27 protein-coding genes are annotated in these 26,313 nt (G+C 68.1%); 20 read left to right on the top strand and 7 right to left on the bottom strand.

Annotated features, from left to right (window positions below; all coding sequences use genetic code 11):
* Positions 1-11 precede the first annotated feature (11 nt).
* Complete coding sequence (meaB, locus tag ACFQZZ_RS24920; protein ID WP_378685413.1) at positions 12-923, top strand: methylmalonyl Co-A mutase-associated GTPase MeaB; 912 nt, start codon at positions 12-14, stop codon at positions 921-923.
* Here the strand turns inward: meaB and ACFQZZ_RS24915 are convergent.
* Both ACFQZZ_RS24915 and ACFQZZ_RS24910 read right to left on the bottom strand, forming a co-directional pair.
* Complete coding sequence (locus ACFQZZ_RS24915; protein WP_378685410.1) at positions 920-1,738, bottom strand: acyl-CoA thioesterase; 819 nt, start codon at positions 1,736-1,738, stop codon at positions 920-922. The genes meaB and ACFQZZ_RS24915 overlap by 4 nt on opposite strands.
* A 46-nt stretch (positions 1,739-1,784) precedes the next feature.
* A complete protein-coding gene (locus ACFQZZ_RS24910; RefSeq protein WP_378685407.1) occupies positions 1,785-2,441 on the bottom strand; it encodes a TetR/AcrR family transcriptional regulator in 657 nt (218 codons plus the stop codon).
* A 173-nt stretch (positions 2,442-2,614) separates the two neighbouring features.
* Here ACFQZZ_RS24910 and ACFQZZ_RS24905 point away from each other — a divergent pair, with 173 nt between their 5' ends.
* The 15 genes from ACFQZZ_RS24905 to ACFQZZ_RS24835 are packed head-to-tail and all read left to right on the top strand — an operon-like array spanning position 2,615 to position 17,253.
* Positions 2,615-3,613 carry an acyl-CoA dehydrogenase family protein gene (locus tag ACFQZZ_RS24905; RefSeq protein ID WP_378685404.1) on the top strand — a complete coding sequence of 333 codons (999 nt, stop codon included), beginning with the start codon at positions 2,615-2,617 and terminating at the stop codon, positions 3,611-3,613.
* On the top strand, positions 3,597-4,772 hold the full coding sequence (locus ACFQZZ_RS24900; protein WP_378685401.1) for an acyl-CoA dehydrogenase family protein: 1,176 nt from the start codon (positions 3,597-3,599) through the stop codon (positions 4,770-4,772). The genes ACFQZZ_RS24905 and ACFQZZ_RS24900 overlap by 17 nt, the downstream gene beginning before the upstream one ends.
* Positions 4,773-4,785: 13 nt before the next feature.
* Positions 4,786-5,283 (top strand): hypothetical protein, encoded by a 498-nt coding sequence (locus ACFQZZ_RS24895; RefSeq protein ID WP_378685399.1) that lies wholly within the window; start codon positions 4,786-4,788, stop codon positions 5,281-5,283.
* A 52-nt stretch (positions 5,284-5,335) separates the two neighbouring features.
* Positions 5,336-6,709 carry an ABC transporter substrate-binding protein gene (locus ACFQZZ_RS24890; RefSeq protein ID WP_378685396.1) on the top strand — a complete coding sequence of 458 codons (1,374 nt, stop codon included), beginning with the start codon at positions 5,336-5,338 and terminating at the stop codon, positions 6,707-6,709.
* A complete protein-coding gene (locus ACFQZZ_RS24885; protein WP_378685393.1) occupies positions 6,709-8,829 on the top strand; it encodes an ABC transporter permease in 2,121 nt (706 codons plus the stop codon). The genes ACFQZZ_RS24890 and ACFQZZ_RS24885 overlap by 1 nt, the downstream gene beginning before the upstream one ends.
* The gene (locus tag ACFQZZ_RS24880) at positions 8,807-9,520 is read left to right on the top strand and encodes an ABC transporter ATP-binding protein (RefSeq protein ID WP_378685390.1); all 714 of its coding nucleotides are present in this window, start codon (positions 8,807-8,809) and stop codon (positions 9,518-9,520) included. Before ACFQZZ_RS24885 ends, ACFQZZ_RS24880 begins: the two co-directional genes overlap by 23 nt.
* The gene (locus ACFQZZ_RS24875; protein WP_378685387.1) at positions 9,517-10,224 is read left to right on the top strand and encodes an ABC transporter ATP-binding protein; all 708 of its coding nucleotides are present in this window, start codon (positions 9,517-9,519) and stop codon (positions 10,222-10,224) included. Before ACFQZZ_RS24880 ends, ACFQZZ_RS24875 begins: the two co-directional genes overlap by 4 nt.
* Positions 10,221-10,592: a hypothetical protein gene (locus tag ACFQZZ_RS24870; protein ID WP_378685384.1), complete on the top strand. Its 372-nt coding sequence runs from the start codon at positions 10,221-10,223 to the stop codon at positions 10,590-10,592. Before ACFQZZ_RS24875 ends, ACFQZZ_RS24870 begins: the two co-directional genes overlap by 4 nt.
* The gene (locus ACFQZZ_RS24865; protein ID WP_378685381.1) at positions 10,564-10,875 is read left to right on the top strand and encodes a hypothetical protein; all 312 of its coding nucleotides are present in this window, start codon (positions 10,564-10,566) and stop codon (positions 10,873-10,875) included. Before ACFQZZ_RS24870 ends, ACFQZZ_RS24865 begins: the two co-directional genes overlap by 29 nt.
* A gap of 44 nt (positions 10,876-10,919) precedes the next feature.
* Entirely contained in the window at positions 10,920-12,086 is a 1,167-nt protein-coding gene (locus ACFQZZ_RS24860) for an acyl-CoA dehydrogenase family protein (RefSeq protein WP_378685378.1), read from the top strand.
* Positions 12,087-12,854 (top strand): SDR family NAD(P)-dependent oxidoreductase, encoded by a 768-nt coding sequence (locus ACFQZZ_RS24855; protein ID WP_378685375.1) that lies wholly within the window; start codon positions 12,087-12,089, stop codon positions 12,852-12,854.
* Entirely contained in the window at positions 12,854-14,071 is a 1,218-nt protein-coding gene (locus ACFQZZ_RS24850) for a CaiB/BaiF CoA transferase family protein (RefSeq protein WP_378685372.1), read from the top strand. Before ACFQZZ_RS24855 ends, ACFQZZ_RS24850 begins: the two co-directional genes overlap by 1 nt.
* A gap of 60 nt (positions 14,072-14,131) precedes the next feature.
* Positions 14,132-14,956 (top strand): enoyl-CoA hydratase/isomerase family protein, encoded by an 825-nt coding sequence (locus ACFQZZ_RS24845; RefSeq protein WP_378685370.1) that lies wholly within the window; start codon positions 14,132-14,134, stop codon positions 14,954-14,956.
* A complete protein-coding gene (locus ACFQZZ_RS24840) occupies positions 14,949-16,094 on the top strand; it encodes a thiolase family protein (protein ID WP_378685367.1) in 1,146 nt (381 codons plus the stop codon). The genes ACFQZZ_RS24845 and ACFQZZ_RS24840 overlap by 8 nt, the downstream gene beginning before the upstream one ends.
* Before the next feature lie 10 nt (positions 16,095-16,104).
* Positions 16,105-17,253, top strand: coding sequence for an acyl-CoA dehydrogenase family protein (locus tag ACFQZZ_RS24835; protein WP_378685364.1), 1,149 nt, complete (start codon positions 16,105-16,107; stop codon positions 17,251-17,253).
* A 63-nt stretch (positions 17,254-17,316) separates the two neighbouring features.
* On the opposite strand, the gene ACFQZZ_RS24830 is transcribed toward ACFQZZ_RS24835, so the two are convergent.
* From ACFQZZ_RS24830 to ACFQZZ_RS24810, 5 genes are read right to left on the bottom strand one after another with little or no spacing between them, the layout of a single operon-like run.
* On the bottom strand, positions 17,317-18,123 hold the full coding sequence (locus tag ACFQZZ_RS24830) for an NAD(P)-dependent oxidoreductase (protein ID WP_378685361.1): 807 nt from the start codon (positions 18,121-18,123) through the stop codon (positions 17,317-17,319).
* 11 nt (positions 18,124-18,134) lie between these two features.
* On the bottom strand, positions 18,135-18,956 hold the full coding sequence (locus tag ACFQZZ_RS24825; RefSeq protein ID WP_378685358.1) for an NAD(P)-dependent oxidoreductase: 822 nt from the start codon (positions 18,954-18,956) through the stop codon (positions 18,135-18,137).
* Positions 18,956-19,513, bottom strand: coding sequence for a DoxX family protein (locus ACFQZZ_RS24820; RefSeq protein WP_378685355.1), 558 nt, complete (start codon positions 19,511-19,513; stop codon positions 18,956-18,958). The genes ACFQZZ_RS24825 and ACFQZZ_RS24820 overlap by 1 nt, the downstream gene beginning before the upstream one ends.
* Positions 19,514-19,532: 19 nt before the next feature.
* Positions 19,533-20,252, bottom strand: a complete 720-nt coding sequence (locus ACFQZZ_RS24815) for an SDR family NAD(P)-dependent oxidoreductase (RefSeq protein ID WP_378685352.1) — start codon at positions 20,250-20,252, stop codon at positions 19,533-19,535.
* On the bottom strand, positions 20,249-21,055 hold the full coding sequence (locus tag ACFQZZ_RS24810; RefSeq protein WP_378685349.1) for a TauD/TfdA dioxygenase family protein: 807 nt from the start codon (positions 21,053-21,055) through the stop codon (positions 20,249-20,251). Before ACFQZZ_RS24810 ends, ACFQZZ_RS24815 begins: the two co-directional genes overlap by 4 nt.
* Before the next feature lie 178 nt (positions 21,056-21,233).
* Between ACFQZZ_RS24810 and ACFQZZ_RS24805 the strand changes: the two genes are divergently transcribed.
* From ACFQZZ_RS24805 to ACFQZZ_RS24790, 4 genes are read left to right on the top strand one after another with little or no spacing between them, the layout of a single operon-like run.
* On the top strand, positions 21,234-22,739 hold the full coding sequence (locus tag ACFQZZ_RS24805; RefSeq protein WP_378685347.1) for an aldehyde dehydrogenase family protein: 1,506 nt from the start codon (positions 21,234-21,236) through the stop codon (positions 22,737-22,739).
* The gene (locus ACFQZZ_RS24800) at positions 22,736-23,941 is read left to right on the top strand and encodes a CaiB/BaiF CoA transferase family protein (RefSeq protein ID WP_378685344.1); all 1,206 of its coding nucleotides are present in this window, start codon (positions 22,736-22,738) and stop codon (positions 23,939-23,941) included. Before ACFQZZ_RS24805 ends, ACFQZZ_RS24800 begins: the two co-directional genes overlap by 4 nt.
* Positions 23,942-23,974: 33 nt before the next feature.
* Positions 23,975-25,156 (top strand): Zn-ribbon domain-containing OB-fold protein, encoded by a 1,182-nt coding sequence (locus ACFQZZ_RS24795; protein WP_378685341.1) that lies wholly within the window; start codon positions 23,975-23,977, stop codon positions 25,154-25,156.
* Entirely contained in the window at positions 25,153-26,313 is a 1,161-nt protein-coding gene (locus ACFQZZ_RS24790) for a beta-ketoacyl synthase N-terminal-like domain-containing protein (RefSeq protein WP_378685338.1), read from the top strand. Before ACFQZZ_RS24795 ends, ACFQZZ_RS24790 begins: the two co-directional genes overlap by 4 nt.

The raw sequence follows: 26,313 nt of genomic DNA, 5'->3' as shown, positions 1-26,313 counted from the left end.
GACGCGATCCGATGAATGTCGCCGAACTGGTGGCCGATGCGCGGACGGGGTCGGTACGCGCGGTGGGGCGGCTGCTGAGCCTGGTCGAAAGCCCGCGCCGCGCAGAGGTATTGGCGGTACTCGAGCCCGCGTCTGTGCGTGTCGTGGGTGTCACGGGCCCGCCAGGCGCGGGCAAGTCGACCACTATCGCCGCCCTGGTCGGGGTCTACCGGGAGCGGGGACTGCGCGTGGCCGTACTCGCCGTGGACCCGTCCTCGCCCTACAGCGGCGGCGCACTACTCGGCGACCGGATCCGGATGGCCGCGCACATCAACGACCCCGATGTCCTGATCCGCTCCGTCGCCACCCGCGGCCACCTGGGTGGCTTGGCCGAAGCGGTACCCGCCGCCATCCGGCTGCTGGCAGCCCTGTCCTATGACCTGATCCTGCTGGAAACGGTCGGCGTCGGCCAATCCGAAATCGAGATCGCCGCTCTCGCCGACCCCACCCTCGTCATCCTGAATCCCGGTGCGGGCGACGCCATTCAAGCCGCCAAGGCCGGCCTGCTCGAGGTCGCGGACCTGATCGTGGTCAACAAGGCCGACCGTGAGGGCGCCGAGCAAACCGTCCGAGACCTGCGCGCCGAAACCGACGCCCCCATCCTCACCCTCAGCGCCGCCCGCGGCGACGGCCTACCCGCCGTCATCCAAGCCATCGAAGCCCACCACCGCACCGACACCCCGACCCGCCGCACCGCTCGCGCCCGAGCGCAAATCCTCTCCCTCGCCCAAACCCGCCTCCGCGTCCACCCGGACCTGGACCGCCTGGCCGCCGCTGTCGCCACCGGCGACACCGACCCCTACGCCGCCGCGGAGCTACTGCTGCCTCCGCCGAATGGGGCAGCAGTGATACGCCCGAATTCGACTACACGACATCCGGACTAAGGCCGGAAGCGGAGCAGAGCCTCCTGGGTGAAGGAGGCGACCAGTGCGCCGTCGGCGGTGAGGACATCGCCGCGGCCGAAACAGCGGCCGTGGGCGAGGACCGGGCTGTGGTGCCGTAGGAGTAGCCAGTCGTCGGCGCGGAAGGGGCGGTGGAACCAGACGGTGTGGGAGGTGGTGGCGGAGGTGAAGGCGGTGCCGTTACCGCGCTGGCCGAAGCCTTCCATCGGACGCAGCGCCGTGCCGATCAGGTTGAGATCGGTGGCGTAGGCGATGAGGGCCTGGCCGAGTTCCGGGGCTACCTCGGGGGTGCGCATCCACAGGTCGTAGTCCGGTGCGGTGGCCGCGGCGGCGTCTAGGTCGCCGACCGCGCGGGTCTCCCACGGTATGAGGTCGAGGTGCACCGCGTGTTGGGCGTCGAGCACCGGCGGCACCTCGTCGACGGTTTGGTGTTCGGGACCGTCCTCGGCGCCGTGCATGGAGACCGCGGCGGTGGCGACCACGTCACCATTCTGGCGGGCGGTGATCGACAGGGTCGCGAAAGAGCGTCCGCGGTGCTGGATCTGGACGACGTAGCGCACCGGTGCGTCGCTCTTGCCCTCGCGCGCGAACAGCACATGCAGCGACTTGACCGTCTTTCCGGGACAGGCGAGGTCGGCCGCGCGCAGGAACTGGCCCAGCAGCTGTCCGCCGAAGATGCGGTGATATTCCAGCTGCTGGTTGGGCCCTTCGAACGTGGCCAATGTGCCATCGCGCGTCGGGGCGGAGCTCAGGCGCAGCTCGAGGCAGGCAAGCAGATCGGTCCAGAGGTCGGGCATAGACCGATGTAATCACAATTCTCGATGAATGAGAACAGTATTCTCGCTACTGACTGCCGGCGAACCCGGTCGAGCAGAATTCCCACACCTCACCGGCGGTGATGGGATGGATGGTCTCCTCGTCGGTGCTGCCGCTGGACTGCGCGGTGAACATGACCGTCTGCATGACGATCGCCGCCATCCGCTTCGGCTCGACGCTCTGCCGTAGCTTGCCCGCCTCGGCCGCGTCGCTCATCAGCTCGGTGAACAGCGCGAGCAGCGGCGCGTGTGCGACTTTGACCTGTGTCGGATGTGAAACCAGCAGGCGCGGTGCGAAGTCGGTGAACAGCGGGCGCTGCGCGGTCGGGTCCGGGCGGCACAGCTCGAAGAGCAGCTCGACCGCGACCTGCAGCCGGTCCAGCGGATCCTTCTTGCCCGCCGCGGCGGCCTGGATCTGATCGGCGGTGCGGACCAGGGCGTCCTCGAACAGGGCTAGGAGCAGTTCATGTTTGCCGTCGAACTGCAGATAGAAGCTGCGCAGTGACTGGCGGGAACGCTCGACGATCTCCTGGACGGTGAAGTCGGTCGTGCCCTTCTCGGTGATGATCGCCTGCGCGGCATCGAGAAAGCGCTGGACCCGTTGCTCGGCGCGCAATTTCGCGCTGCGCAGCGAGCGCTCCACGGCGCGCTGCTTCCATGCCGGCTCGTCGTTCGGAAGGGTCACGGCGCGACCGGTCCTGCGTTATGTGTGGAGAACATGATTGCACCTTACCGGAAATGGGCCTCGTTCAGATGTTAGGGGTACGCGTGTTGCCCCGCTTGAGACACTTACTTTCCTCAAATGAGAATGCTATTCTCGCCGCAGGATGCGCTCAGGCATTGACGAGGGAGGCCGGGATGATCTTCGAGTTCGACTCGGATCAGCGGTTGTGGCAGGAGACCGTGCGCGACGTAGTCGCGAAACGGTGCCCGCCGGCGGTGATCCGCGAGATCGTCGACCACGGCACCGATCCGGCTCCGATATGGCATGCCTATGTGGAGCACGGGTGGACCGAACTCACGGATCCGGCGAACGCCGTCGAGTTGGCCATCGTGCTCGAAGAGCTGGGCCGCGCCACCGACCCCACGCCGTATCTGGCGACCATGACCCAATTCGCCCCGCTGGCACCGGAGTTCGCGCGTCCCGGCGAAACCGGCGCTGCGGTTTTCGAGGGTGTGCTAGCCCGCCGGGAGGGCACCGGGTGGCGCTTGGACGGGACGGCCCGGCATGTGCTGGACGGGGACCGCGCCGATCGGCTGGCCGTGGTCACCGCCGCCGGGGTTTTCGTGGTACCCGCAGCAGCCGTCACGGCCGCGCGCACCGAGATCTTCGATCCGGTCGTACACCTGGCCGAAGTGTCCTTCGAGAACGTGCGGGTCGGCGACGAGGATCGCAGCGCCACCCAGGTGCGCGCCGCGCGTCAGGTTTCGCTGACCGGAATGGCGCTGACCATGGTCGGCGCCTGCCAGCGGATTCTCGATCTGGCGCTCGAGCAGGTGCGCACCCGGGAGCAGTTCGGCGTGCCGATCGGCACGTTCCAGGCGGTCAAGCACAAGGCCGCCGATATGCACGTGGCCGTCGAAAGGGCGCGCGCGCTGGCCTATTACGCGGCGCTGACCATCGCCGAAAACGATCCCGGCCGCGAACTCGCCGCGGCCATGGCCAAGGCCGCCGCCGGCGAATGCCAATCACTGGTGTTCCGCCACGGCGTGCAGTTGTTCGGCGCCATGGGCTTCACCTGGGAAAACGATTTGCAGTTCGCGCTCAAGCGGGCCAAGCTCGGCGAGCTGCTGCTCGGCGGCGCGGCCACCCACCGGGCGCTGATCGCCGAGGAGTACCGTGCGACTCACTTTTGATGCCGACGTCGAGGCCTTCCGCGCCGAATTCGTCGCCTTCCTGACCGAGCATCTGCCCACGACGGCCGAGGTCGCGCAGCGGTCGCGCTCCAGCGCCGACGTCCCGGACTGGGCGCGCCGCTGGCAACGACTGTTGTTCGACAACGGCTGGCTGCTCCCGGCCAATCCGCCCAAATTCGGCGGGCGCAACGCGACGCTGCTCCAGCAGTACGTGCATCTGCAGGAACTGTCCAAGCGGCGGATCTATCACAGCTTCAATCCGCAGGGCCTCGGCATCATCGCGGCTTCGCTGTTGACCTTCGGTACGCCGGAGCAGAAGAAGCAGTGGGCCGCACCGATATTGCGGGCCGAGATCACCGCGGCGCTCGGTATGAGCGAGCCGGCGGCCGGATCGGATCTGGCGTCGCTGCGCACCCGCGCGGTTCTGGACGGCGAGCATTTCGTGGTCGACGGGCAGAAGGTGTGGACCTCCGGTGCGCACAACGCGGATGTCTTGCTCACCTTCGTCCGCACCGACCCGGAGGCGCCAAAGCACAAGGGCATCAGTGTGCTGCTGATCCCCACAGACACCCCGGGCGTGACCCGGCGGCCGTTCGCCTCGGCCTGCGCCGCGGACGATCTCGACTTCAACGAGGTCTTCTTCGAGGACGTGCGGGTGCCCGCGGCGAATCTCGTCGGTGCGCTGCACGGCGGCTGGAAGGTGGCCAACGGCTCGCTCGGCCACGAGCGCACGCTGCTGTGGCTGAGTTTCGCCGATCGGCTCGAGGATCTGGTGGCCGACTCCCGGCCCCGGACCGAGCTGGACCGGGATCGCTACGCGACGCTGGTCATGGACCTGCAGGCGCTGCGGCTGCTCGGCTCGGCCGCGCTGGGTCGCGAAGCCCGTGGGCAGCAAGACGTTCCGGCGCTGTCGGTCCTGAAACTGCTGGGCTCGGAGGCGGTGCAGTCCGCGTCGGAGGCGGCGCTGAACGCGGCCGGACCGGCGGGCCTGCATCATCCTGCCATGACCGGGCCGTACACCCCGATGAGTCTCGAGCACTTCACCAGCAGCTGGTTCGAGCGCTATCTGCGCAGTTTCGCCGGAACCATCGCCGGCGGCACCTCCGAGATTCAACGCAACATCATCGCCGAGCGTGTGCTCGGTCTTCCTAGAAGCTGAAAAGAGTTCCACCATGCGCACTTCCCTCCGTCGAGTCGTCACCGCGTACGGTCTGGCCGCGCTTACCGCCACGGCGATCGTCGGCTGCGGCGACGACGAGTCGACCGCGCCCGCCACATCCACGCCGACCTCCGTCGTGGCTACCACCGCCGCGGTGAGTTCGGCCGCGGACACCAAGGCGATCACGGACGCGTACGTGACGTTCTTCAACGGACAGACGCCCGCCGCCACTCGCGCCGGACTGGTCGAGAAGGGCCCGGCGTTCCAGCAAGCCCTCGACGGCATGGCCGTCAACCCGCAGGCCGCCGGCACCAGCGTCACGGTCGCGGAGGTGAAGCTCAGCGACAGCACGCACGCCGACGTCAAGTACACCCTGCTGCTGAACGGAAATCCGGTGCTGCCCGATCAGTCCGGTCAGGCACTGAAGGAGGCCGGTCAGTGGAAGGTTGCGGCCGCCACCTTCTGCGCTCTGCTCGCCATTCAGAGCGGCGGCCAGACGACGGCCTGCTGAACCGTACGGCTAGCCGAACACGGAAATCGATTGTGAGAGTGAAGGAACCAGCGTGAAAACGCAGCGAATACTCGTCGGGCTGGTGGCGGCGCTGCTGCTGGTCACAGGATGTGGCGGCCGCAGCGGTCCGGGCACCGAGGAATCCACGGCGACCCAGAGCGCGACCTCGGGTGACTTCGGCGATCTGCAGAACGTCTGCGGTCCGGGCAAGCCCGCCGCCGCGAGCGCGCAGGGCGTCACCGCCGCCGAGATCAAGATCGGCGTCTTCTCCGATATGGGGTTCACCAAGAACTCCGAATTCGTGGACGCGGCACAGGTATTCACCTCCTGGTGTAATGCCGCGGGCGGCATCAACGGCCGCAAGATCGTCACCACGACGCGCGACAGCAAGCTGATGGAAGTCCGCCAGCGCATGCTCGACGCGTGCCGCGAGGATTTCGCGCTCGTGGGCGGCGGCTCCGCGCTCGACGCCCTGGGCGCCAAGGAACGGCTCTCCTGCCTGCTGCCCGACTTCCCTGGCCAGATCTCCCAGCAGCAGAACGTGCAATCGGATCTGCAGTACAACGCCTCGGCCAGCGCCTACGTCAACTACTTTCAGTACACCGGCTACTACAAGTGGCTGCTGCAGGAGGCGCATCCCGGATCGGCGGGTGCGGTCGGCATGATCAACGGCGATTCCCCCGTCACCAAGGTGATGGGTGAGAAATTCGCGGAGGCAATGCGGGCTGGCGGCGCGACCTTCATCTACAACGATCTGTATCCAGCCAGCGGCGTGGCGGACTGGACGCCGTACGCGCAGACACTTAAGAGCAAGGGTGTCAAAGGGCTGATGTTCCTGGGTGACTGGCGCCAGCTGGCCAAGCTGGAGGACGTCCTCACCGGCATGGACTACAAGCTGGACTGGATCGACGCGAACAACAGCGCTTACAACAAGTCCTTCCTGGAGACCGCGGGCCGCTCGCTGAGCTTCCAGAACAACTACGCCGACCTCGGCGGCACAGTTCCGGCCGAGAACCCGGCCGCGTCCTCGGCCACGCAGCAGTTGCTCGATCTGTACGAGAAGCATGCCCCGCAGGCCGATATCACCATGGCCGCCATGCGCGCGTTCTCGGCCTGGCTGCTGTTCGCGAAGTCGGCGGGCAGCTGCGGCGATCAGCTCACGCGGGCCTGCCTCATCGCCGCGGCGGCCAAGGAGACCGCGTGGACGGGCGGCGGATTGAACGCGCCCAATGTGGTCGGGGACCGGGAGACGCCACCCAAATGCTTCAACGTGGTGCAGGCTACGCCGGAGGGCTGGAAGCCAGCTGATTTCAAGCCGAACCAGGGACAGTTCCGCTGTGACGTTCCGGCCTACCGCTACATCGGCGCCTACGACCGTCCCTTTACTCTCGCCGACGTCGGCAAGAGCGTGAGCGACGTCAAGTAATGGAACAGTTCATCACCTTCGGGATCGTGGGACTGAGCACCGCCGCCATCTACGCCGTGATCGGCAGCGGCCTGGTGCTCACCTACACCACGACCGGCGTCTTCAACTTCGCGCACGGCGCGGCGGGAATGATGGCGGCTTTCAGCTACTGGCAGCTGACCGTCGGCTGGGACGTTCCGGTCGCGGTGGCGCTGCCGGTCGTATTACTGGTGCTGGCACCGCTTTCCGGGCTGGTGGTGGAACGGGCGATGCGCTCGGTGCAGCGTCTGGGCGAGGCCGAACGCCTGGTGATGACGGTGGCCCTGCTGAGTGGCCTGATCGCCGCGGCGCGGTGGATCTGGGATCCGAACAAGGCGCGCACGCTGCCCGCCTTCTTCGCCGATGACGCGCCCCTGCGCCTCGGCTCGGCCACCATCACCTGGCATCAGGCACTCACCATGGCGGTGGCTGTCGCGGTCGCGATCGGCTTGCGGCTGTTGCTGTTTCGTACCCGGACCGGCGCGGAAATGCGGGCCGGGGTGGACGACCGGGCGCTGGCGGGCCTGACCGGCGCGGATCCCGTGCGGGCCAATCGGGTGGCCTGGATCCTGGGTATCGAACTGGCGGCGGTGGGCGGAATTCTCATCGCCCCCATGGTCAATCTGGACGCGGCGCAACTGTCTCTGCTCATCGTGAGTGCCTATACCGCAGCGGTTTTCGGTCGGCTGCGGAGTCTGCCGATGACCTTCTTCGGCGCTGTGGTGGTGGGCTGTCTGGAGAGCTATCTCGCCGGATACCTGCCACAGAACGCTTACCTGCCCGGACTACGGCTGGCAGCGCCGGCGCTGCTGCTGTTCCTCGCGCTGCTGGTGTTCCCGCACGGCCGCCTGCGCGGGCGGGACCGGCAGCTGAGCCAGGTGCCGGCCCCGACCCTGCGAGGCACGCTGGTCTTCGGTGTGGTCGTGGTGGTGTTCGGCCTGATGCTGGCAACGGTGCTGGGGGAGTCCGATCTGATCAGCTATGGACGCATCTTCGCCTTCGGTGTGATCGCGCTGTCGTTCGTGCCGCTGGCCGGGTACGCCGGGCAGCTGTCGCTGTGCCAGCTGAGCATGGCGGGTATCGGCGCCATCGCCTACGCCCATCTCGGGCCGCAGGGGCAGGCTTGGGCATTGCCGGCGGCTGTCCTGATCGCGGCGGCGGCAGGGGCGGTGATCGCCCTTCCCGCGCTGCGTCTTTCGGGTGTCTACCTGGCACTGGGCACCGCCGCGTTCGCGGTGGTGCTGGATCGCTGGATCTTCACCCTGCCGTCGTTCGAACTCCTGGGCGTGCGGATCGCACTGTTCGATCAGGGATCGATCGAGTTGACCGGGCCGGGATTGTTCGGATTGCGACTGGATACCACCGCCGAGATCACGGTGTTCGCGGCGGTCTGTCTCGCGGTGGCCGGGTTCGGCGTCGTACTGCTGCGACGCGGCCGCTTCGGCCGGCGTCTGATCGCGCTGCGCGACAGCGAGGCTGCCTACGCCACCCTGGGCGGAAATCTCCTGCTGGCGAAGGTCTCGGTATTCGCGCTGTCGGCGGGCATAGCGGGACTCGGCGGTGCGCTCTACGGGATGCAACTGCGCTCCGTCACCGCTGAACAGTTCAATTTCGTTGCGGGCCTGCCGATCTTCTTGGTGGCGGTGTTCGCCGGGCTGGGCGCGATCGGCGCGGGGCTGTTCGTCGGTGTGGCGCTGTTCGGCCCGCTGACCGCGGTGCACACCGTGTGGCCCTCGACCCAGAACATCGTCGAGGTAGTTCCCGCACTGGCGGGCATAGCGTTCGGCGGCGGTGTGGTGCGCGCCGGGGCGGTGGCGCGGATGCGGGTGGGCTGGGATCCGGCGCTGCGCGACCGGCTCGCGCTGGGACTGCTCCTCGGAATTCCCTTACTGCTGTGGTTGCTGCGACTCGCCGATGTCATCGACGGTTGGATGCTGTTCTTCGGCTCGCTGATCGCCGCGCTGGGCATCCGGAGCTGGGCGCAGGCCCGGCAGCGGCCGCCGGGGGAACCCGATGTGCCCGTGGAGTGGTGGGGTGTGCGCCGGCCGTGGCGCGCCCAGGATCGGGAGGTGCTCGACCATGCCATCACTACTGCGAGTTGAGGGCGTGCGCGTCACCTTCGGTGGTCGCCACGCCTTGGACGGCGCCGGGCTGACCGCCGAACGCGGGCGGATCACCGGCCTCATCGGACCGAACGGGGCGGGCAAGAGCACGCTGTTCGATGTCGTCTGCGGGCTGCGCCGTCCTACGGCGGGCACCGTCCAGCTCGACGGGCGCGACATCACCCGGATGGGTCCCACCCGGCGGGCCCGCCACGGCCTGGCGCGCACCTTCCAGCGCCTGGAACTGTTCGGCCGGTTGACCGTGCGCGACAACCTGCTCGTCGCAGCGGAATTGGGGCCACGCCGCCGCCAGGCCGCGGCCACCGTCACCGGCATCATCGACCGGCTCGGACTCGGCAACGTGGCCGACACCTGCGCCGACGAATTGCCCACCGGCTCCGCCCGCCTGGTCGAGGTCGGGCGCGCCATGGCGGCGCAGCCCAGTCTGCTGCTGCTCGACGAACCGGCGGCCGGCCAGGACGGCGTGGAGACAGAACGTTTCGCGGCCCTGCTGCGTGCGATCGCGGCCGACGGCGCCGCGGTCGTGCTGGTGGAGCACGACATGGGCCTGGTCATGAGCGTCTGCGACGAGGTGTTCGTGCTGGATCTCGGCAAGGTCATCTCCTCGGGCCCGCCCGAAATGATCCGCCGCGACGAGACCGTACTGACCGCCTATCTGGGGGACGTATGAGCACCCTGCTCGAATTACGCGGTGTCCGTGCCGCTTACGACGCCATCACGGTGCTGCACGGCGTCGACCTCGCGGTCGCCGCGGGGCAGGTGGTGGCACTGCTCGGGCCCAATGGTGCGGGCAAGACCACCACGCTGCAGGTCGCCGCGGGCGTGCATCCGGTCGTGTCGGGGCAGCTGCTGCTGGGCGGGCGCGATGTCACCGGCGTGAGCCCGCGTGACTTGGCGCGCGCCGGCGTCTGCTTGATTCCGGAGGGCCGGGGCGTGTTCCCGAATCTGTCGGTGCGGGACAACCTGCTGATGATGACTTTCACCGGTCACCCGCTGGAGCGGATCGAGGAGATCGCGTACTCGCGCTTCCCCATCCTCGCCCAGCGTGCGGGTCAGATCGCCGGCACCATGTCCGGCGGCGAACAGCAGATGTTGGCCCTGGCCCGTGGCCTGGCCACCGAGCCTGCCGTGCTGCTACTGGACGAATTGTCCATGGGCCTGGCCCCTTTGGTGGTCGGGCAGCTCTACGACCAGGTCGCAGAGATCGCGCGGACGGGCGTGGCCGTTCTGATCGTCGAACAGTTCGCGGCCGCCGTTCTCGATATCGCCGACCACGCCGCGGTGCTGGTGCGCGGGCAGATCGAACACCAGGGCAGTCCGGGCGACGGACTGCGCGAAGAATTGGCAGCCCTCTATTTAGGAAGTTCCGTATGACCGAGACACGCGCGGACCGCTTCGTCCGCGAGATAGCCGAATTGAGGATCCCGGACCCGGCCGCGGGCCGAAGCGACCTGTGGCTGCGTGTGGGCGCCGCGCTGCTGGTGGGCGGCCCGGTGGTGACCGTGCTGGCATACCTCATGTCGCACAACACTTCCGATCCGCTGGCCCAGCGCGACGCGATCATTATCGCCCTCGCGGGCGTCGCGCTCAGCGTGGTGGGAGCCGCGGTATTCCTACGTTATTCGCTGACCGGGGTCCTGCGTTTCTGGATGGCCCGCCAGTCCTTCGACCTGGCCCAGCTCGGGGATCGGTTGCCCGGAAAGGAGATTCAGCATGACAGCATCGCCACTACGACCAGGTGAGCAGCTCGCCAGCACCGTCTGCGGGACGCGGGTGGTCGCCGTGCGGGTGCCGGCCACCGGCGCGCCCACGCTGACCTGTGGTGGCGCGCCGATGGTTTCGGCCAGCGGCGCGCCCAAGACGGAGCCTGATTCCGGGGCTGCGGTAACCCTCATCGGCAAACGTTATGTCAACGCCGATGAGTCGGTCGAGGTGCTGTGCACCGCATCCGGATCGGGTGCGCTCAGCTGCGACGGCGCACCGATGACAGTCAAGGCCGCAAAAACCCTGCCCGCATCGGACTGAATGGGTGCGAGTGTGACCGTGGAGGAGTGGATATGCCCGGGGGCATGAGTTTCGAGCTGACCGAGGATCAGGAGCTGATCCGCAAGTCGGTTCGTGAACTGCTGAAGAAGTTCGACGACAGCTACTGGTCGGAAAAGGACCGGGCGCACGAATTCCCTACGGAATTCTACGAGACCGTCGCCCGCGGCGGCTGGCTGGGCATCACCATTCCGGAGGAATACGGCGGCCACGGCCTCGGTATCACCGAGGCCTCGCTGCTGGCGGAGGAGGTGTCGCGCTCCGGCGGCGGCATGAACGCCGCGAGTTCGGTTCACATGTCGATCTTCGGAATGCAGCCGGTAGTGGTGCACGGGTCCGCGGAACTCAAACAGCGCACGTTGCCACGCATCGCACAGGGCGATCTGCATGTGTGCTTCGGCGTGACGGAACCCGGTGCGGGACTGGACACCACCCGCATCACCACCTTCGCCCGTCGCGACGGTGACCACTACGTGGTCAACGGCCGCAAGGTGTGGATCTCCAAAGCTCAGGAGTCGGAGAAGATCCTGCTGCTGACCCGCACCCAGCACTACGACGAGGTGACGAAGAAGACCGACGGGATGACGCTGTTCCTGACCGATCTGGACCGCAGCCACGTCGATATCCGGCCGATAGCGAAGATGGGCCGCAATGCGGTGAGTTCCAACGAGCTGTTCATCGACGATCTGCGGATCCCGGTGGCGGACCGCGTCGGTGAAGAGGGCCAGGGCTTCAAATACATTCTCGACGGCCTGAATCCGGAGCGGATGCTGATCGCGGCCGAAGCGCTCGGCCTGGGCCGGGTAGCGCTGGACCGCGCGGTGAAATACGCGAACGAACGTGAGGTGTTCGGCCGCCCCATCGGAATGAATCAGGGCATCCAGTTCCCGCTGGCCGATTCCCTGGCCCATCTCGACGCGGCGGAACTGATACTGCGCAAGGCGACCTGGCTCTACGACAACGGGAAGTCCTGCGGGCGCGAAGCCAACACGGCCAAATACCTGTGCGCCGACGCCGGATTCACCGCGACCGATCGTGCCCTGCAGACCCACGGTGGCATGGGTTACGCCGAGGAATACAACGTGGCCCGCTATTTCCGGGAAGCACGCGTCATGCGGATCGCGCCGATCAGCCAGGAAATGATCCTCAACTATCTGGGATCGCACACTTTGGGAATGCCGAGGAGCTACTGAATGCCTAGCAGCAACGGACTTTTCGATCTCTCCGGGCGCGCGGCGCTGGTGACCGGCGCGGCCGGTGGCATCGGTTCCGCGGTGGCCGCGGCTTTGGCCGAGGCCGGGGCGGCGGTGCTGGTCACCGATCGGGACGGCGCGGGCGCCGCGGCCGTCGCGGCGAAGATCGTCGCGAACGGCGGTGTGGCACAGAGCTTCGCGCTGGATGTGTCGGACCGCGCAGCCGCCGACGCGGCCGCCGCCCGGGCCGCCGCGCTGGCGGGTGGGACCCTGCACATCGTGATCAACAACGCGGGTGTGACCGATCCGGCCATGTTCGCCGCCACCACCGCGGAGTCGGTGCGGCGGCTGTTCGATATCCACGCGGTCGGCACGTTCACCTGCTCACAGGCCGCGCTGCCGCACATGCCGACCGACGGCACCGGGCGGATCATCAATGTCACCTCCTCGGCCGGCATCGTCGGCACGCTGGGCCAGATCAACTATTCCGCCGCCAAGGCCGCCATCATCGGCATGACCAAATCGCTGGCCCGGGAACTGGCTCGCAAACAGATCCTGGTGAACGCGCTCGCGCCGCTGGCCGCCACGCCCATGACGACCACCATCCGTACCGACGAGAAATTCGCGGCCCAGATGCTGAACCGAATCCCGTTGCGGCGCTGGGCGGAACCGGAGGAGGTCGCGGGAGCGTTCGTCTTCCTGGCCTCCGATGCCGCCTCCTTCATCACCGGCCAGGTGCTGCCGGTGGACGGCGGCATGGTGATGTGATGGGCGAAGCCGACCCGTGCGGCCCGCTGTCCGGTGTCACCGTGATCGCGCTGGAACAGGCGGTATCCGCGCCGATGTGCACGCGCACGCTGGCCGACTTCGGGGCCCGCGTCATCAAGATCGAGAACCCGGCGGGCGGTGATTTCGCCCGGCACTACGACGAAGTGGTGGACGGGCAGGCCGCCCACTTCGTGTGGGTCAACCGCGGCAAAGAATCGGTAACCTTGGATCTGAAATCCGCTGCGGGAGTCGATGTTCTGCATCGCCTGCTGGCCCGCGCGGACGTACTGGTATCGAATCTCGCGCCGGGCGCGACCGCCCGCCTGGGTCTGGCGCCCGCGGAGCTGGCCACTCGGCACCCGCACCTGATCGTCGTCGAGATCGACGGTTTCGGTGCGGGCGGGCCGCTGTCACACAAACGCGCCTACGACCTGCTGGTCCAGGCCGAGGCGGGTGTGTGCGCGGTGACCGGCTTCCCGGACTCGCCCGCCAAGCCGGGACCGCCGGTCGCGGACGTGACGACGGGACTGTATGCGGCGCTGACGATTCTGGCGCAGCTGTGCGAACGCCTGCGCTCCGGACCTGGGCCGGGTGCGCGCATCGCGGTCAGCCTGTTCGACACCATGGCTGACGTGATGGGTTACCACCTGACCTACGCCCGGCACGCGGGAGTGGACCAGCAGCCGCTGGGCATGAGCTCACCCGCCGTCGCACCGTACGGCTCTTACGGCACCGCCGATGGGCAGACAGTGGTACTCGGCACCACGAACGACCTGGAATGGCAGCGCTTGGCGCGAGAGATCCTGCGCCGCCCCGATCTGGCCGACGCGGAGCGGTTCCGCACCAATCCCGGCCGGGTGCGCCATCGCGCGGAACTGGACCAGGCGATCGGCGAATGGTGCGTCCGCCATGAGCTGGCCGAGATACAGAAGGTCGCCGATGCCGCAGGCATCGGCAACTCCCGCTACAACCTGCCCAGCGAGGTGCTCGACCATCCACAGTTGGTGCAGCGGGACCGTTGGCGCACGATCGACACACCCGCGGGGCCGATCCCGTCGCTGTTGCCGCCCGCGATCGTGGAGGGCTTCGTCCCGCCCATGAACGCGGTCCCCGGGCTGGGGCAGCACACCGACGCTGTGTTGACCGAATGGGGTTGCAGCCCAGCAGAACTCGATGAATTGCGGGCCAAGGGTGCGATCGGCCCCGCGTACGCCTGAGCACACCGAGGGCACTGCCGCCTGTCTAGGCCGCTTCGAAATCGACTGTGAGAAGAGATCATGACCGATGAACCCGACCTGCTGGTCGAGGACCGCGCCGGTGTCCGGACGCTGACCCTGAACCGGCCCCGCCGCAAGAACGCCGTCACGTGGGAGATGTGGGCGCGCCTGCGAGATGCCTTGATCGCCGCGGGCGACGACCCCGGCGTCCGCGCATTGGTGCTCACCGGCGCCGGCGGCGCGTTCTGCTCGGGCGCGGACGTTTCGGTGCTGACCGCCGGGCATCCGGCCCGCAAGATGCGGCTGCTCAGCCAGGTGGCGTTGCAACTACAGGAGTTGCCGATGCCCGCCATCGCGAAGGTGGACGGCGTCGCTGTCGGTGCGGGCTGGAACCTGGCCCTGGGCTGCGATTTCGTCGTGGCCACACCGGCATCCACGTTCGCGCAGATCTTCGCCCGCCGCGGCCTGTCGGTGGATCTGGGCGGCTCCTGGCTGCTGCCGCAGCTGGTCGGGCTGCACCAGGCCAAACGCCTCGCGCTGCTGGCCGAGACGATCGACGCGAACCAGGCGCGGGACCTGAACCTCGTCACCTGGGTGGTGGCGGGCGCGGAGATCGACGGTTTCGTCGACGATCTCGCCGCGCGCCTGGTCGCCGGGCCACCGGTGGCGCTGGCCCAGACCAAAGCACTGCTCAACGAAGGGGCGGCCAGCGACCTGCGTGCGGCGTTGGCCGCCGAGGCCAGAGCTCAGGGCGTCAATTTCGCGACCACGGATGCACCGGAAGCCTTCTCGGCCTTCACCGAGAAGCGGGAGCCGCGCTTCACCGGCGGCTGGGCCATGGACGACAGCACGCCCCAACCGGAACAGGAGAGAGCACATGCGTGAAGTAGTGATCGTGGAAGCGGTCCGCACACCGGTGGGTAAACGCAACGGGGGACTGTCCGGGATGCACGCGGCCGACCTGTCCGCGGTCGTGCTGAACGCCCTGATCGAACGGACCGGCATCGATCCGGCGGTGATCGACGACGTGGCGTGGGGCTGCGTGTCCCAGGTCGGCGATCAATCCAGCAATATCGGCCGCTACGCGGTGCTGGCGGCGGGCTGGCCGGAGAGCATTCCGGGCACGACCGTCAACCGCGCCTGCGGATCCAGCCAGCAGGCCCTGGATTTCGCGGCCCAGGCGGTCATGTCCGGCCAGCAGGACGTGGTGGTGGCCGGTGGCGTCGAGGTGATGAGCCGGGTGCCGCTGGGCGCCGCCAAAGCCGGCGGCAGCCCGTACGGCCCGAAAGCGCTTGCCCGGTACGAGGATTTTTCGTTCAACCAGGGCATATCCGCGGAGCTGATCGTGCGCAAATGGGGTTTCACCCGGGCCCAGTTGGACGAGTTCTCGGCCCTGTCGCACGAGCGGGCCGCCGCCGCGCAGGACGGCGGCGCGTTCGACGCCCAGATCGTGTCGGTGCCAACGGATTCCGGGATGTTCACCGCGGACGAGGGCATTCGCCGCAGCACCACGGTGGCGAAGCTTGCCGCGCTGAAGCCGGCCTTCGACGCCGACGGGACCATCCACGCGGGCAACTCGTCCCAGATCTCGGACGGCGCGGCGGCATTGCTGGTCACCACCCCGGAGCGGGCAAGGGAACTGGGCCTGACGCCCATCGTCCGGTATCGGGCGGGAGCGGTGGCTGGTTCGGATCCGGTACTCATGCTCACCGGGCCGATTCCCGCGACCGAGAAGGTTCTGGGCAAGGCCGGAATCGCCCTGGATGACATCGGCGTGTTCGAGGTCAACGAGGCGTTCGCTCCGGTCCCACTGGCATGGCTCGCCGAAACCGGCGCCGACTCCGCCCGATGCAATCCACTGGGCGGAGCGATCGCGCTCGGTCACCCGCTGGGCGGTTCGGGTGCGGTGCTGATGACTCGGATGGTCCATCACATGCGCGACAACGGAATTCGCTACGGCCTGCAAACCATGTGCGAGGGCGGTGGCACCGCCAACGCCACCGTCGTCGAGCTCGTGTCCTGAAGGAGGCGAAATGCGCAGGGAAATCTACACTCCGGATCACGAGGCGTTCCGGCAGCTGGCCCGCGAGTTCATCGATAAAGAAGTAGTGCCGAACTATCCGGCCTGGGAGAAGGACGGGCAGATGCCGCGCACGGTCTTCGAACAGCTCGGCGCACTGGGTCTGCTGGGCACGGCGATCCCGGAGGAATTCGGGGGAGCGGGGCTGCCTGATTACCGCTACAACGCGGTACTCCAGGAGGAGGCCCAGCGGGCGCTGGTCACCTTGAGCACGGTGCGCACCCAGATCGACGTCATCCTCCCGTACTTCCTCGAATACGCGAATGCCGAACAGCGGCAACGCTGGTTCCCCGGCCTGGCCTCGGGCCGGCTGCTCACAGCCGTGGCCATGACCGAGCCCGGCACCGGCTCGGACCTGGCGGGCATGCGCAGCACCGCCGTCCGCGACGGCGACGAGTACGTGCTCAACGGCGCGAAGACCTTCATCACCGGCGGTCTGCTCGCCGATCTGGTGGTCGTGGTCGCCCGCAGCTCCACCGTTCCGGAGAACCGCCGCGCCGGACTCACCCTGCTCGTGGTCGAGGACGGCATGCCGGGGTTCGAGAAGGGCCGGGTGCTGGAGAAGATGGGTTGCAAGGTGCAGGACACCGTCGAGCTGTCCTTCGACAATGTCCGGGTCCCCGTCGCCAACCGCCTGGGCGAGGAGGGCGCGGCTTTCGGCTACCTTGGCCACAACCTGCCTCAGGAACGCATGACAGTGGCCGTCGGCTCGGTGGCGCAGGCCCGCGCGGCGCTCACCGCCACCATCGAATATGTGAAGGAGCGCAAGGCATTCGGCACCCCCGTGGCCTCGTTCCAGAACACCAAGTTCGAGCTGGCCGCCATGTCCACTGAGATCGAGGCCGCCCAGGCCCTGGTAGACAATGCAGTCCTGGCGTTGGTGGAGCGCCGGCTCTCCGGCGCGGACGCCGCCCGGGTGAAACTATTCGCGACCGAGGTGCAGGCCCGCGTTGTCGACCGCTGCCTGCAACTGTTCGGCGGTTACGGCTACATGATTGAGTACCCCATCGCCCGCCTGTACACCGACGCCCGGGTGGCCCGAATCTACGCCGGGACAAGCGAAGTCATGAAGGTGATCATCGCGAAATCGCTGGGCGTCTGAAGGTGCCCGAGTCGGCGGATGCGGTCCGGCTCGCTTCAGACCCAACGGGAGGTGCCGCTGGGTCTATCCGGTGACCGGGTGCTCCAGTGCGTCGATAAGCGGCTCCAACGTGCCGAGATCTCCGCCGCTTTCGGCCATGGCGCTGCGGACCTCGGCGACATCCTTGGCCAGGAAACCGTGTACGGCCGTGACGAATTCACCGACTGAACCGCGGGCGGCCGCGCCGGCGAGGGCGCGCCCGCCCGCGCTGCCGTGGGGTAGCGCGCGCAGCACCATAGCTTCGTCGAGCCCGAATCGATCCGCGAGACGGACGATTTCGACGACCATGCCGAGTTGCGCCGCGAACGCGGCGTTGTTGAGCAGCTTGACCTGCTGTCCGGACCCGAGCGGGCCGACATGCAGGATCGGATCGGCGTAGCAGGACAACATTGACCGTACGCGCCGCACAGCTGTGTCGGTGCCACCGAGAAAGATGGTCAGCGTGCCCGCCGCGATATCATGCGGACCGCCGCTGACCGGAGCGTCGAGTACGTCGACACCGTACTGCGCGGCCCGCTCGGCCACCGCGGTCATGGTGTGCGGGCGGGTGGTCGTGTGCACGACGAGCGCGGATCCGGGTGGCATGGCCGCCGGCAGATCGCCGTCCAGGCACACCGCCCGCACCTGCTCGTCGGTGAAGACGCAGACCACCACCGCATCCGCGTCGGTGCCGATCTCGGACAGCTGCAAGGTGGCCGACACCCTCGATTCCGTCAGTGCCGCACGCTTTTCCGGGTCGTGCGCCAACACGTGGACTTCGTGCCCCGCAGTGCTGAGACGGCGGACCATCGGCGCGCCCATCCGCCCGGCCCCGACGAATCCGATTCGCATCGGGCTTCCTTTCAGTTTCCGAGCAGCCGATCCATGACCGACAGGGTGTCCTGGGCGGCATCGAAGACGATGCCGTCCTTGGTTCCGGCTCGCGCGGCCAGGTCGGCGGCCAGGTCGACATCCTTGCGCAGTAGCCCGGCCGCGTGCTGGGCGATGCTGTCGAGCCCGCCGCCCGCGACGACGCGGCCCAGCGCGAAACTGTTCGCGGTGCCCTGGGAGATCAGTTCGCCCAGGCGTTTCGGATCCAGTCCGAGGCTCTCGCCGAGTCGCAGGGTGCTGACGGCAGTGGCGAGATTCGCGGTGAACAGTAGATTGTTGATGATCTTGGTGACCTGCCCCGCGCCGACAGCGCCGAGATGGACCACCTGGCGCGCATAGCTGTCGAACACCGGCCGGCAGCGCTGCACGTCCGGTTCATCACCGCCCACCATGACCAGCAAGGTGCCCGCGGCCGCGGCCGGACCGCCGCCGCTGACCGGCGCGTCGATCAGTGAAACCCCCTGTGCGCGCACAGTTTCGGCGAGCTCGACACAGGTGTCCGGATGGACGGTGCTGTGCACGGCGATCACGCCACCGGGCCGGAGTCCGGCGAGGACCCCGTCCGGCCGGGTGATGATCTCGCGGACGTCGTTGTCGGAGACCACGCACAGGCACACGAGGTCACTGGCGGCAGCGAGTTCGGCGGGGGAGCCCGCGTAGGCCGCTCCGGTGTCGCGAAATGGTTCCAGCGCCTCGGGGCGGCGAGCCCAGAGCGTGGTGGGGTGCCCGGCTTCGGCGATCCGGCGGGCCATCGGCCCACCCTGGATTCCGAGCCCGATGAATCCGACCCGCATCAGTGTTCCTCCGTGATCGTCTCGACCTGTGGTGCAACGGGTTCGGCGGGCTGCGCACACTCGGTCGGCCCGGTTTCGGGCCTCCAGCACACCGCCAGCAGCCCGGCCGTCGCCACCACACCCGCCCCGAGCGCGACCGCGCCACCGCCCCACCCGGTGATCTCGATATCGGCGAGCCGATCTAGGGACCAGCGCCCCGGTCCGAGCACGCCGAGAGCGAGCGCCACGGTCGCGAGCACCAGCACATACTCGTATCCCTCACGGAAGACGAAGAATCCATTGGCCCGGTGCACGAGCAGCCCGGCGACCAACATCATCGAAATCACCGCCGCACACGCCAGCGGGGTCAGCAGCCCGAGCACGAGCAGTGCGCCCGCGCCGATCTCGGTGATGACGCTGAACCACGCTTGTACCGTCGGGTAGCGCAGCCCCAACCCGCCGAACCAGCGGGCGGTGCCGGCGATCCGTCCACCCCCGAGCCAGTGGTTGACACCGTGCGCGGCCATCGTGCCGCCCACTATCAGCCGCACCAGTAGCAGCACGAGATCCGCGGCCATCGGCTCACCTCCAGTCACGCTAGGTATTCCGGCCGCCGTTGACCCCGAGGATCTGCCCGGTGATGTACCCGGCCTCCTCGGAGATCAGGAAGGCGCAGGCGGCGGCGATGTCCTCGGGCTGCCCGACCCGGCGCACCGGTGTGCGCTTGATGTGGTCCTGCACGCTGCCGCCGAGCAAGCGCTTTTCTTCGGCTCCGCGCAGCATCGGGGTGTCGATGAAGCCCGGCGGTACCGCGTTGACGGTGATGCCGGAGGGGCCGAGCTCGAGCGCGAGCGCTTTGGTCAGGCCGTTGACCGCCGATTTGGCCGCGACGTAGTGCGCCATGAACGGCTGCCCCGAATGCGCGCTGGAGGAGGAGATATTGACGATCCGCCCCCAGCCGGTATCCAGCATGTCCGGCAGCGCGGCCTGGACGCAGTGGAACACACCGTGCAGATTCACCGCGATGACCCGCTGCCACTCCTCGAAGGAGAGGTCGGCGAAACGCTTGAACCCTTCCATGCCCGCCGCGTTCACCAAAACCGTGACCGGACCCAGCTTTTCGCGGATGGCGGCGTGTGCGCCGAAGACCTCGACCGGATCGGTGACATCGGCGGTGAACGCCAGCTCGTCGTCGTGAGACGGGGACAGATCGAGGGTGGCCACCGAATAGCCGTCGGCGCGTAGCCGTTTCGCCACGGCCAGGCCGATCCCCGAGGCGCCGCCGGTGACGACCGCCGTTTTCGATGGTGCCGTCACGCCCAGGCCTCCTCGCCCGCGATGGTGGTGCGGTGCATGGTGCGCCGTGACGCCGGGTCGTAGGGCAGCGCGCGGTGCAGCATGCCGGTGTTGTCCCAGACCACCACGTCGTCGACGGCCCATTCGTGGGTGTAGCGGAACCGTTCCTGCGCGGTCCACTCCAGCAGTTCGTCGAGCACCGCCCGGCTTTCGGCGGGGTTCATGCCGACGATGTGGTCGGCGGTCGCGCCGATCACCAGTGAGCGGCGACCGTCGCGGCGCTGCCAGACCAGGGAGGTCTCGTGGCTGCGTAGCCGCCGCCACGCCGCGAGTTCCGCTTCGGAGGGATCCGGATGGGTGAGCCGTTGCGCCGCTTCGAAACTATGCACGACCCGCAATTGCTCATAGCGCTTCTGCTCTTGTTCGGGCAGGGCCTCGAAGGCGGCGTAGGTACTGGCGAACTCGGTACCGCCGCCGGCCATGGCCACATGCCGGGCGGTGAGCATGGTCGCCTTGGCCGGCACCTCGTTGGTGGTGTCGTCGATATGCCAGTGGAATGTGCTCTTGAGGTATTCGGCCGAGGGCTGCACGGCCGGGTCGAGGGAGATCTTGAATATCTCCTTGCCCGCCGGTGCGAGTACCGCGCCGAGCCGTCGGCTGAAGGCCAGCTGGGCCTCGTCGTCGAGATGCAGGCCCCGGATCAGCAGGACGCCCCGCCAGGTGAGCGCCTCCAGGCAGCGACTGATCACGGTCTCGTCGAGCAGGTTCTCGACACCGGTGACCTCGACGCCCAGGGCTGGGCTGAGCGCTCTCGTCTGAATCACAAGAATCTCCCTTCCATAATTGGAGAACGGTACTCTCGCAAATCTGCTCCGGGCAAGCCTGCTGTTCTCGGCATGGGATGGGGGTTACGGAAAGGCGGTTCGCAGGCTAGATTCGCCAAAAGTGACTGCAAGATTCTCCAACTATGAGAATCTAGTTTTCAAGAACTCAGGAGGCGGGATGCACACTCAGGACCAGGCGCCGTCGGGCACGGGCAGCGGGCACCAGAACGGGGAGCCGAAGGAACTGGGGCGGAGACTGCTCATCGACGGGCAGTTGTTGGCACCCGAACGGACCTTCGCCTCGCTCAACCCCGCCACCGGCGCCGTACTCGGCCACGCGCCCGACGCCACGGTGGCCGATGCCGAAGCCGCCATCGCCGCCGCCCGCCGCGCTTTCGACACCACCGATTGGGCCACGAACACCGAACTGCGCGTCCGTTGCCTGGAGCAGTTGCACCAGGCACTGCTCGACCACCGGGAAGAACTGCGCGAGTTGACGATTGCCGAGGTCGGCGCGACCCGCACGCTGACCCTGGGCAATCAGCTCGACATTCCGATCGGCCTGGTGAGCTATTACGCCGAGCTGCTGAAGAACCATCCGCTGATCGAGGAGCTTCCCGAGATCGAGGCCCGCGGGCAGCGGCACCGGCGCTGGGTCGAGAAGGAAGCGGCCGGTGTCGTCGCGGCGATCGTGGCCTACAACTACCCGAACCAACTGGCGCTGGCCAAGCTCGCGCCCGCCCTGGCCGCGGGCTGCACGGTCGTGCTCAAGGGTGCGCCGGACACGCCACTGATCACCCAGGCACTGGGTGAGCTGATCGCGCGCTACACCGACATTCCGGCCGGAGTAGTGAATGTCCTTGCCTCCTCGGAGGTCGCGGTGGGCGAGGTGATGACCACCCATCCCGACGTGGACATGGTCACCTTCACCGGCTCGACCGCCGTGGGCCGGCGCATCATGGCCGCGGCCGGGGAGAGCCTCAAGCGGGTCTTCCTGGAACTGGGCGGCAAGTCCGCCATGGTCGTGCTCGACGACGCCGACTTCGACCTGACCGCGCTGTTCGCGGCCTTCAGCGTCGTCACCCATGCGGGGCAGGGCTGTGCGCTGACCACCCGGCTGCTGGTGCCGCGGGATCGGCACGACGAGATGGTCGGCAAGGTGGCGGCCAACTTCGGCCACGTTCGCCACGGCGATCCGAGCGACCCGAAAACCTATATGGGACCGCTGATCAGCGCCCGCCAGCGCGACAAGGTCGACGCCATGGTGCAGCGCGCGGTGGCCGCGGGCGCGACGCTGGTGACCGGCGGCACCAAGGTCGATCCGGGCTTCTTCTATACGCCGACGCTGCTGTCCGGAGTGGATCCCGACAGCGAGATCGCGCAGGAGGAGGTCTTCGGCCCGGTGCTCGTGGTCATCCCCTACGAGGACGACGACGACGCCGTGCGCATCGCCAACAACTCCATCTACGGACTCTCCGGCGGCGTGTTCAGCGCGAGCGACGACCGCGCGCTCGCCGTCGCCCGCCGGATCCGCACCGGCACGATGAGCATCAACGGCGGCAACTACTTCGCCGCCGACGCGCCATTCGGCGGCTACAAGCAGTCGGGGATCGGCCGTGAATCCGGCGTCGCGGGACTCGAGGAGTTCCTGGAGCGCAAGACCTTCGCGGCGGTGATCCGATGAAACCGCTGGCCGGCATCAGGGTGCTCGAGGTCGCGATGTACGGGTTCGTTCCGTCGGCGGGCGCGGTGCTCGCCGAATGGGGTGCGGAGGTGATCAAGATCGAGCACGCGGTCACCGGCGACCCCCAGCGCGGACTACGCCGGGTGGGGGCGTTCGAGGTGCCGGACGATCCGAATCCGAACTGGGAGCACGCCAATCGCGGCAAACGCAGCGTCGGGCTCGATATGTCCAAACCCGAAGGGCGCGAGGTGCTCTACGCGCTCGCCCAGCGCGCGGATGTGTTCCTGACCAGCTTCCTGCCTGATCACCGGCGTAAGTTCCGGATCGACGTGGAAGAAATCCGCGCGGTGAATCCGCGGATCGTCTACGCGCGCGGCAGTGCACTGGGTCCGCGAGGGGAGGAGTCCGGCAAGGGCGGCTATGACATGACCGCCTTCTGGGCGCGCGGCGGCATCGCCGCCAGCCTCACACCGGCGGGCGTGGCGGGCATGGTTCCACCGCCCGGTCCTGCATTCGGCGACACCATTTCCGGGACCAATCTCGCCGGGGGGATCGCGGCCGCGCTGCTCAAACGGGAGCGCACCGGCGAGCCGTCGATCGTGGATGTTTCGCTGCTGGGCAGCGGTGTGTGGGCGATGGGGCACGGAGTGGCGCTGTCGGTACATCTGGACAAGCCGATGGTGCCGCCCCCGCTGGGTGCGCACGGATCGCCGACCAATCCGCTGTCGGGCCTGTACGTCACCGCGGACGGTCGCTATCTCTCGTTCGTCATGATGCAGCCCGCGAAGTTCTGGGCCGATGTGTGCAAGCACATCGACCGGCCGGAACTGGCACAGGACCCACGCTTCGCCGACGGCGCGCAGCTGGCCGCCAATACCGCTGCGGCCGTGGGCATCCTGCAGGAGGTGATCGCTACGCGCACGCTGGCCGAATGGTCCGAGCGCTTCGCCACCCTGGCGGGCCCGTGGGCTCCGGTGCAGGATTCGCGGCAGGTGGCCGACGACGCGCAGGTACGCGCGAACGATTACCTGGTCCGTGCCGGCGAACTCGAACTGGTGGCCAATCCGGTGCAGTTCGACCTCACCGCGGCCGATACCGGTGCCGCCCCCGAATTCGCGGCGCAGACCGCGGACGTGCTGTTCGAACTGGGCCTGGACTGGGATCGCATCATCGCGCTGAAGACCGCCGGCGTGGTCACCTAGCGCTGGTGCAGTAGAAGGAATTGGGAGAGTTCGATGCCGCACATCGCCGCGATAGGAACCTATCTGCCGTGCTGGGGCGCCGCCGGGCACCGGGTGCCGGGTGACGACGAGGACGCGGTGACGCTGGCCGTGGAGGCCGGGCGGGCCGCGCTCGACGCCGGCGCGGGCGCGGCGCACGTGGTGATCCTGGTCAGCCGGGACCTGCCGCTGCTGGAGGGCGGGAACGCCGCGGCCCTGCTGGCCGGGCTCGGCCTGGACCCCGAACTAGAGGTCGTCGAACGGCTGGGCGGTGCGCCCGCCGCACTGGACGCGGTCAGTTCGGCCCGCCCGCGCACCCTGGTCATCGGTGTCGACCTGGAACCGGCCGGGGCGGTCGCGGTGCTGACCGCCGACCGTGGCCTGGAAGTGCGTACGGCAGCGCGGATTTCACGCAGCCTGCCGGTGCGTACCCGCACCGCGGCCGGTGACGTGCACGACTACGGCGATCCGCGGCTGCTGCACGCGCGCGGACTGCTGGCCTCCTTCGAGGCCACCTGGCTGGACGTGCCCGTCGCGGTGGCGGGCGTGGAACACGAGCGGGCGGTCGAGCTGTGCGCCGGGAACCCGGTCCCGCTGCCGACTTTCGGTGCGAGTGCGGGTCTGTTCGCGTTGGCGGCGTTGGCGGAAGCGGGCGAGACGGGCCCACTGGTCGGCGTGGAGCAGGGGAGCCTGTTCGGCATCACGGTCGCGGGCGGTAGCGCGCGGGTCTATCGCCGGGAACCGGTCGCCCGGCCCAAACCCGAGGGCATGCTCCGGTCCGGCGCCGAACTGCTCATCTCCCTTGCCGCCTACGAGCGAGCCTTCGAGGCGAAGGTGCGCTGGGTTGCCGGAAAGCACCCCGGTGAAACGGAATTGGACTTCCCGCCGCGCTACCGTGTGGGCGAGGACGGCGCGCTCGGCACCAACTACAGCCTGGTACCGCTGCCGCGCACCGGCACCGTATACACCGAGGTCACCGTGCACGTTCCGGTGCCGGGCCTCAAGACGCCCTACTCGCTGGTCATCGTGGAACTCGACGAAGTGGGGGTGCGAGCGCTGGCCAAGGTGACCGGCACCGAGCCGGGCGCCGTCGACATCGGCGACCGCGGCCGCTTGACACTGCGGCGCGTGGCGGTGCGATCGGGTGTACCCGATTACGGCTACGCGTTCGAGCCGGATCAGGAGGACACAGTATGAAGCGGGTTGCCATCGTCGGCGCGGGGATGACGCCCTTCGCCGAACATTTCGCGCTCGGCATCAAGGATTTGCTGCCGATGGCATTCGCCGAATGCGCCGCCACGGTCGACAAGGGCTTGGCCAAGGCAGACCTCCAGGCGGCCTGGTTCGGCGAGTGCGGCACCGCTGACGGATTTCCCTCCGGCATCCTGGCCGACACTCTGGGTCTGCCCGAGATTCCGGTGACTCGGATCGAAAATGCCTGTGCCACCGGTCATGACGCGCTGCGCAACGCACTCTTCGGGATCGCCTCGGGCGCCTGCGACGTGGCCCTCGTGCTCGGCGCGGACAAGCTGCGGGAATCGGCGTCGAAGGACATGCTGTGGGGCTGGGAGGCGATGTCGCGCGACAATGCGTGGGACTACCCGCTCGGGCTGGTCTCACCGGCCGGGTTCGCACTGCACGTCAGCCGTTACCTGCACGAATCACCGGCCACCCGGGAGCATCTCGCGATGGTCGCGGTCAAGAACCATGCCTTCGGCGCCGGTAATCGCAAGGCGCGCTTGCAGTTCGGGATCACCATGGAGCAAGCGCTCGCCGCGCCGACCGTGGTGACGCCGTTCGGACTCTACGACTGCGCACCGCAGAGCGATGGCGCGGCGGCCCTGGTGCTGGCCGCGGAGGACGTGGTGGGCCGCTACACCGACCATCCGGTGTGGGTGCGTGGTGTCGGACTAGGCCTGGACTCGGTGATGCACCAGCACAAGCGGGATATGACCACCTTCCCGGCGAGTGTGCGGGCCGCCCGGCAAGCGTTCGCCATGGCGGGATTGACTCCCTCGGATGTGGACGTCGCCGAGGTGCACGACTTCTTCACCGGCGTCGAGCTGATGAGCTACGAGGATCTGGGTTTCGCCGAACGGTTCGAGGCCTACAAACTCGTCGAATCCGGGGCCACCGGGCCGGGTGGAACGCTGCCGGTGAATACCAGCGGCGGTCTCAAATCCAAGGGGCATCCGCCCGGCGCGACCGGTGTCGCCCAGTGCGTCGAGCTGTTCGAGCAGCTACGCGGAAACGCCCGCCATCAGGTGGACGGTGCCCGAATCGGGTTGGCGCACACCGTGGGCGGGCCGACGGCCGTCGCGGCCGTCACCCTGCTCGAGGGGCCGGAGCGATAG

The sequence above is a fragment of the Nocardia sp. GCM10030253 genome (genome assembly GCF_042675075.1).
Classification (GTDB): domain Bacteria; phylum Actinomycetota; class Actinomycetes; order Mycobacteriales; family Mycobacteriaceae; genus Nocardia.
Note: the sequence above shows the minus strand (reverse complement) of the source record. Positions and strands in the feature narration are given on the sequence as shown.

Coding starts and splice junctions, on each gene's coding strand:
- meaB (WP_378685413.1), top strand. CDS start 12: ATGAATGTCGCCGAACTGGTGGCCGATGCGCGGACGGGGTCGGTACGC.
- ACFQZZ_RS24915 (WP_378685410.1), bottom strand. CDS start 1,738: ATGCCCGACCTCTGGACCGATCTGCTTGCCTGCCTCGAGCTGCGCCTG.
- ACFQZZ_RS24905 (WP_378685404.1), top strand. CDS start 2,615: ATGATCTTCGAGTTCGACTCGGATCAGCGGTTGTGGCAGGAGACCGTG.
- ACFQZZ_RS24895 (WP_378685399.1), top strand. CDS start 4,786: ATGCGCACTTCCCTCCGTCGAGTCGTCACCGCGTACGGTCTGGCCGCG.
- ACFQZZ_RS24885 (WP_378685393.1), top strand. CDS start 6,709: ATGGAACAGTTCATCACCTTCGGGATCGTGGGACTGAGCACCGCCGCC.
- ACFQZZ_RS24880 (WP_378685390.1), top strand. CDS start 8,807: ATGCCATCACTACTGCGAGTTGAGGGCGTGCGCGTCACCTTCGGTGGT.
- ACFQZZ_RS24875 (WP_378685387.1), top strand. CDS start 9,517: ATGAGCACCCTGCTCGAATTACGCGGTGTCCGTGCCGCTTACGACGCC.
- ACFQZZ_RS24870 (WP_378685384.1), top strand. CDS start 10,221: ATGACCGAGACACGCGCGGACCGCTTCGTCCGCGAGATAGCCGAATTG.
- ACFQZZ_RS24865 (WP_378685381.1), top strand. CDS start 10,564: ATGACAGCATCGCCACTACGACCAGGTGAGCAGCTCGCCAGCACCGTC.
- ACFQZZ_RS24860 (WP_378685378.1), top strand. CDS start 10,920: ATGAGTTTCGAGCTGACCGAGGATCAGGAGCTGATCCGCAAGTCGGTT.
- ACFQZZ_RS24855 (WP_378685375.1), top strand. CDS start 12,087: ATGCCTAGCAGCAACGGACTTTTCGATCTCTCCGGGCGCGCGGCGCTG.
- ACFQZZ_RS24850 (WP_378685372.1), top strand. CDS start 12,854: ATGGGCGAAGCCGACCCGTGCGGCCCGCTGTCCGGTGTCACCGTGATC.
- ACFQZZ_RS24845 (WP_378685370.1), top strand. CDS start 14,132: ATGACCGATGAACCCGACCTGCTGGTCGAGGACCGCGCCGGTGTCCGG.
- ACFQZZ_RS24840 (WP_378685367.1), top strand. CDS start 14,949: ATGCGTGAAGTAGTGATCGTGGAAGCGGTCCGCACACCGGTGGGTAAA.
- ACFQZZ_RS24835 (WP_378685364.1), top strand. CDS start 16,105: ATGCGCAGGGAAATCTACACTCCGGATCACGAGGCGTTCCGGCAGCTG.
- ACFQZZ_RS24830 (WP_378685361.1), bottom strand. CDS start 18,123: ATGCGAATCGGATTCGTCGGGGCCGGGCGGATGGGCGCGCCGATGGTC.
- ACFQZZ_RS24825 (WP_378685358.1), bottom strand. CDS start 18,956: ATGCGGGTCGGATTCATCGGGCTCGGAATCCAGGGTGGGCCGATGGCC.
- ACFQZZ_RS24820 (WP_378685355.1), bottom strand. CDS start 19,513: ATGGCCGCGGATCTCGTGCTGCTACTGGTGCGGCTGATAGTGGGCGGC.
- ACFQZZ_RS24805 (WP_378685347.1), top strand. CDS start 21,234: ATGCACACTCAGGACCAGGCGCCGTCGGGCACGGGCAGCGGGCACCAG.
- ACFQZZ_RS24800 (WP_378685344.1), top strand. CDS start 22,736: ATGAAACCGCTGGCCGGCATCAGGGTGCTCGAGGTCGCGATGTACGGG.
- ACFQZZ_RS24795 (WP_378685341.1), top strand. CDS start 23,975: ATGCCGCACATCGCCGCGATAGGAACCTATCTGCCGTGCTGGGGCGCC.
- ACFQZZ_RS24790 (WP_378685338.1), top strand. CDS start 25,153: ATGAAGCGGGTTGCCATCGTCGGCGCGGGGATGACGCCCTTCGCCGAA.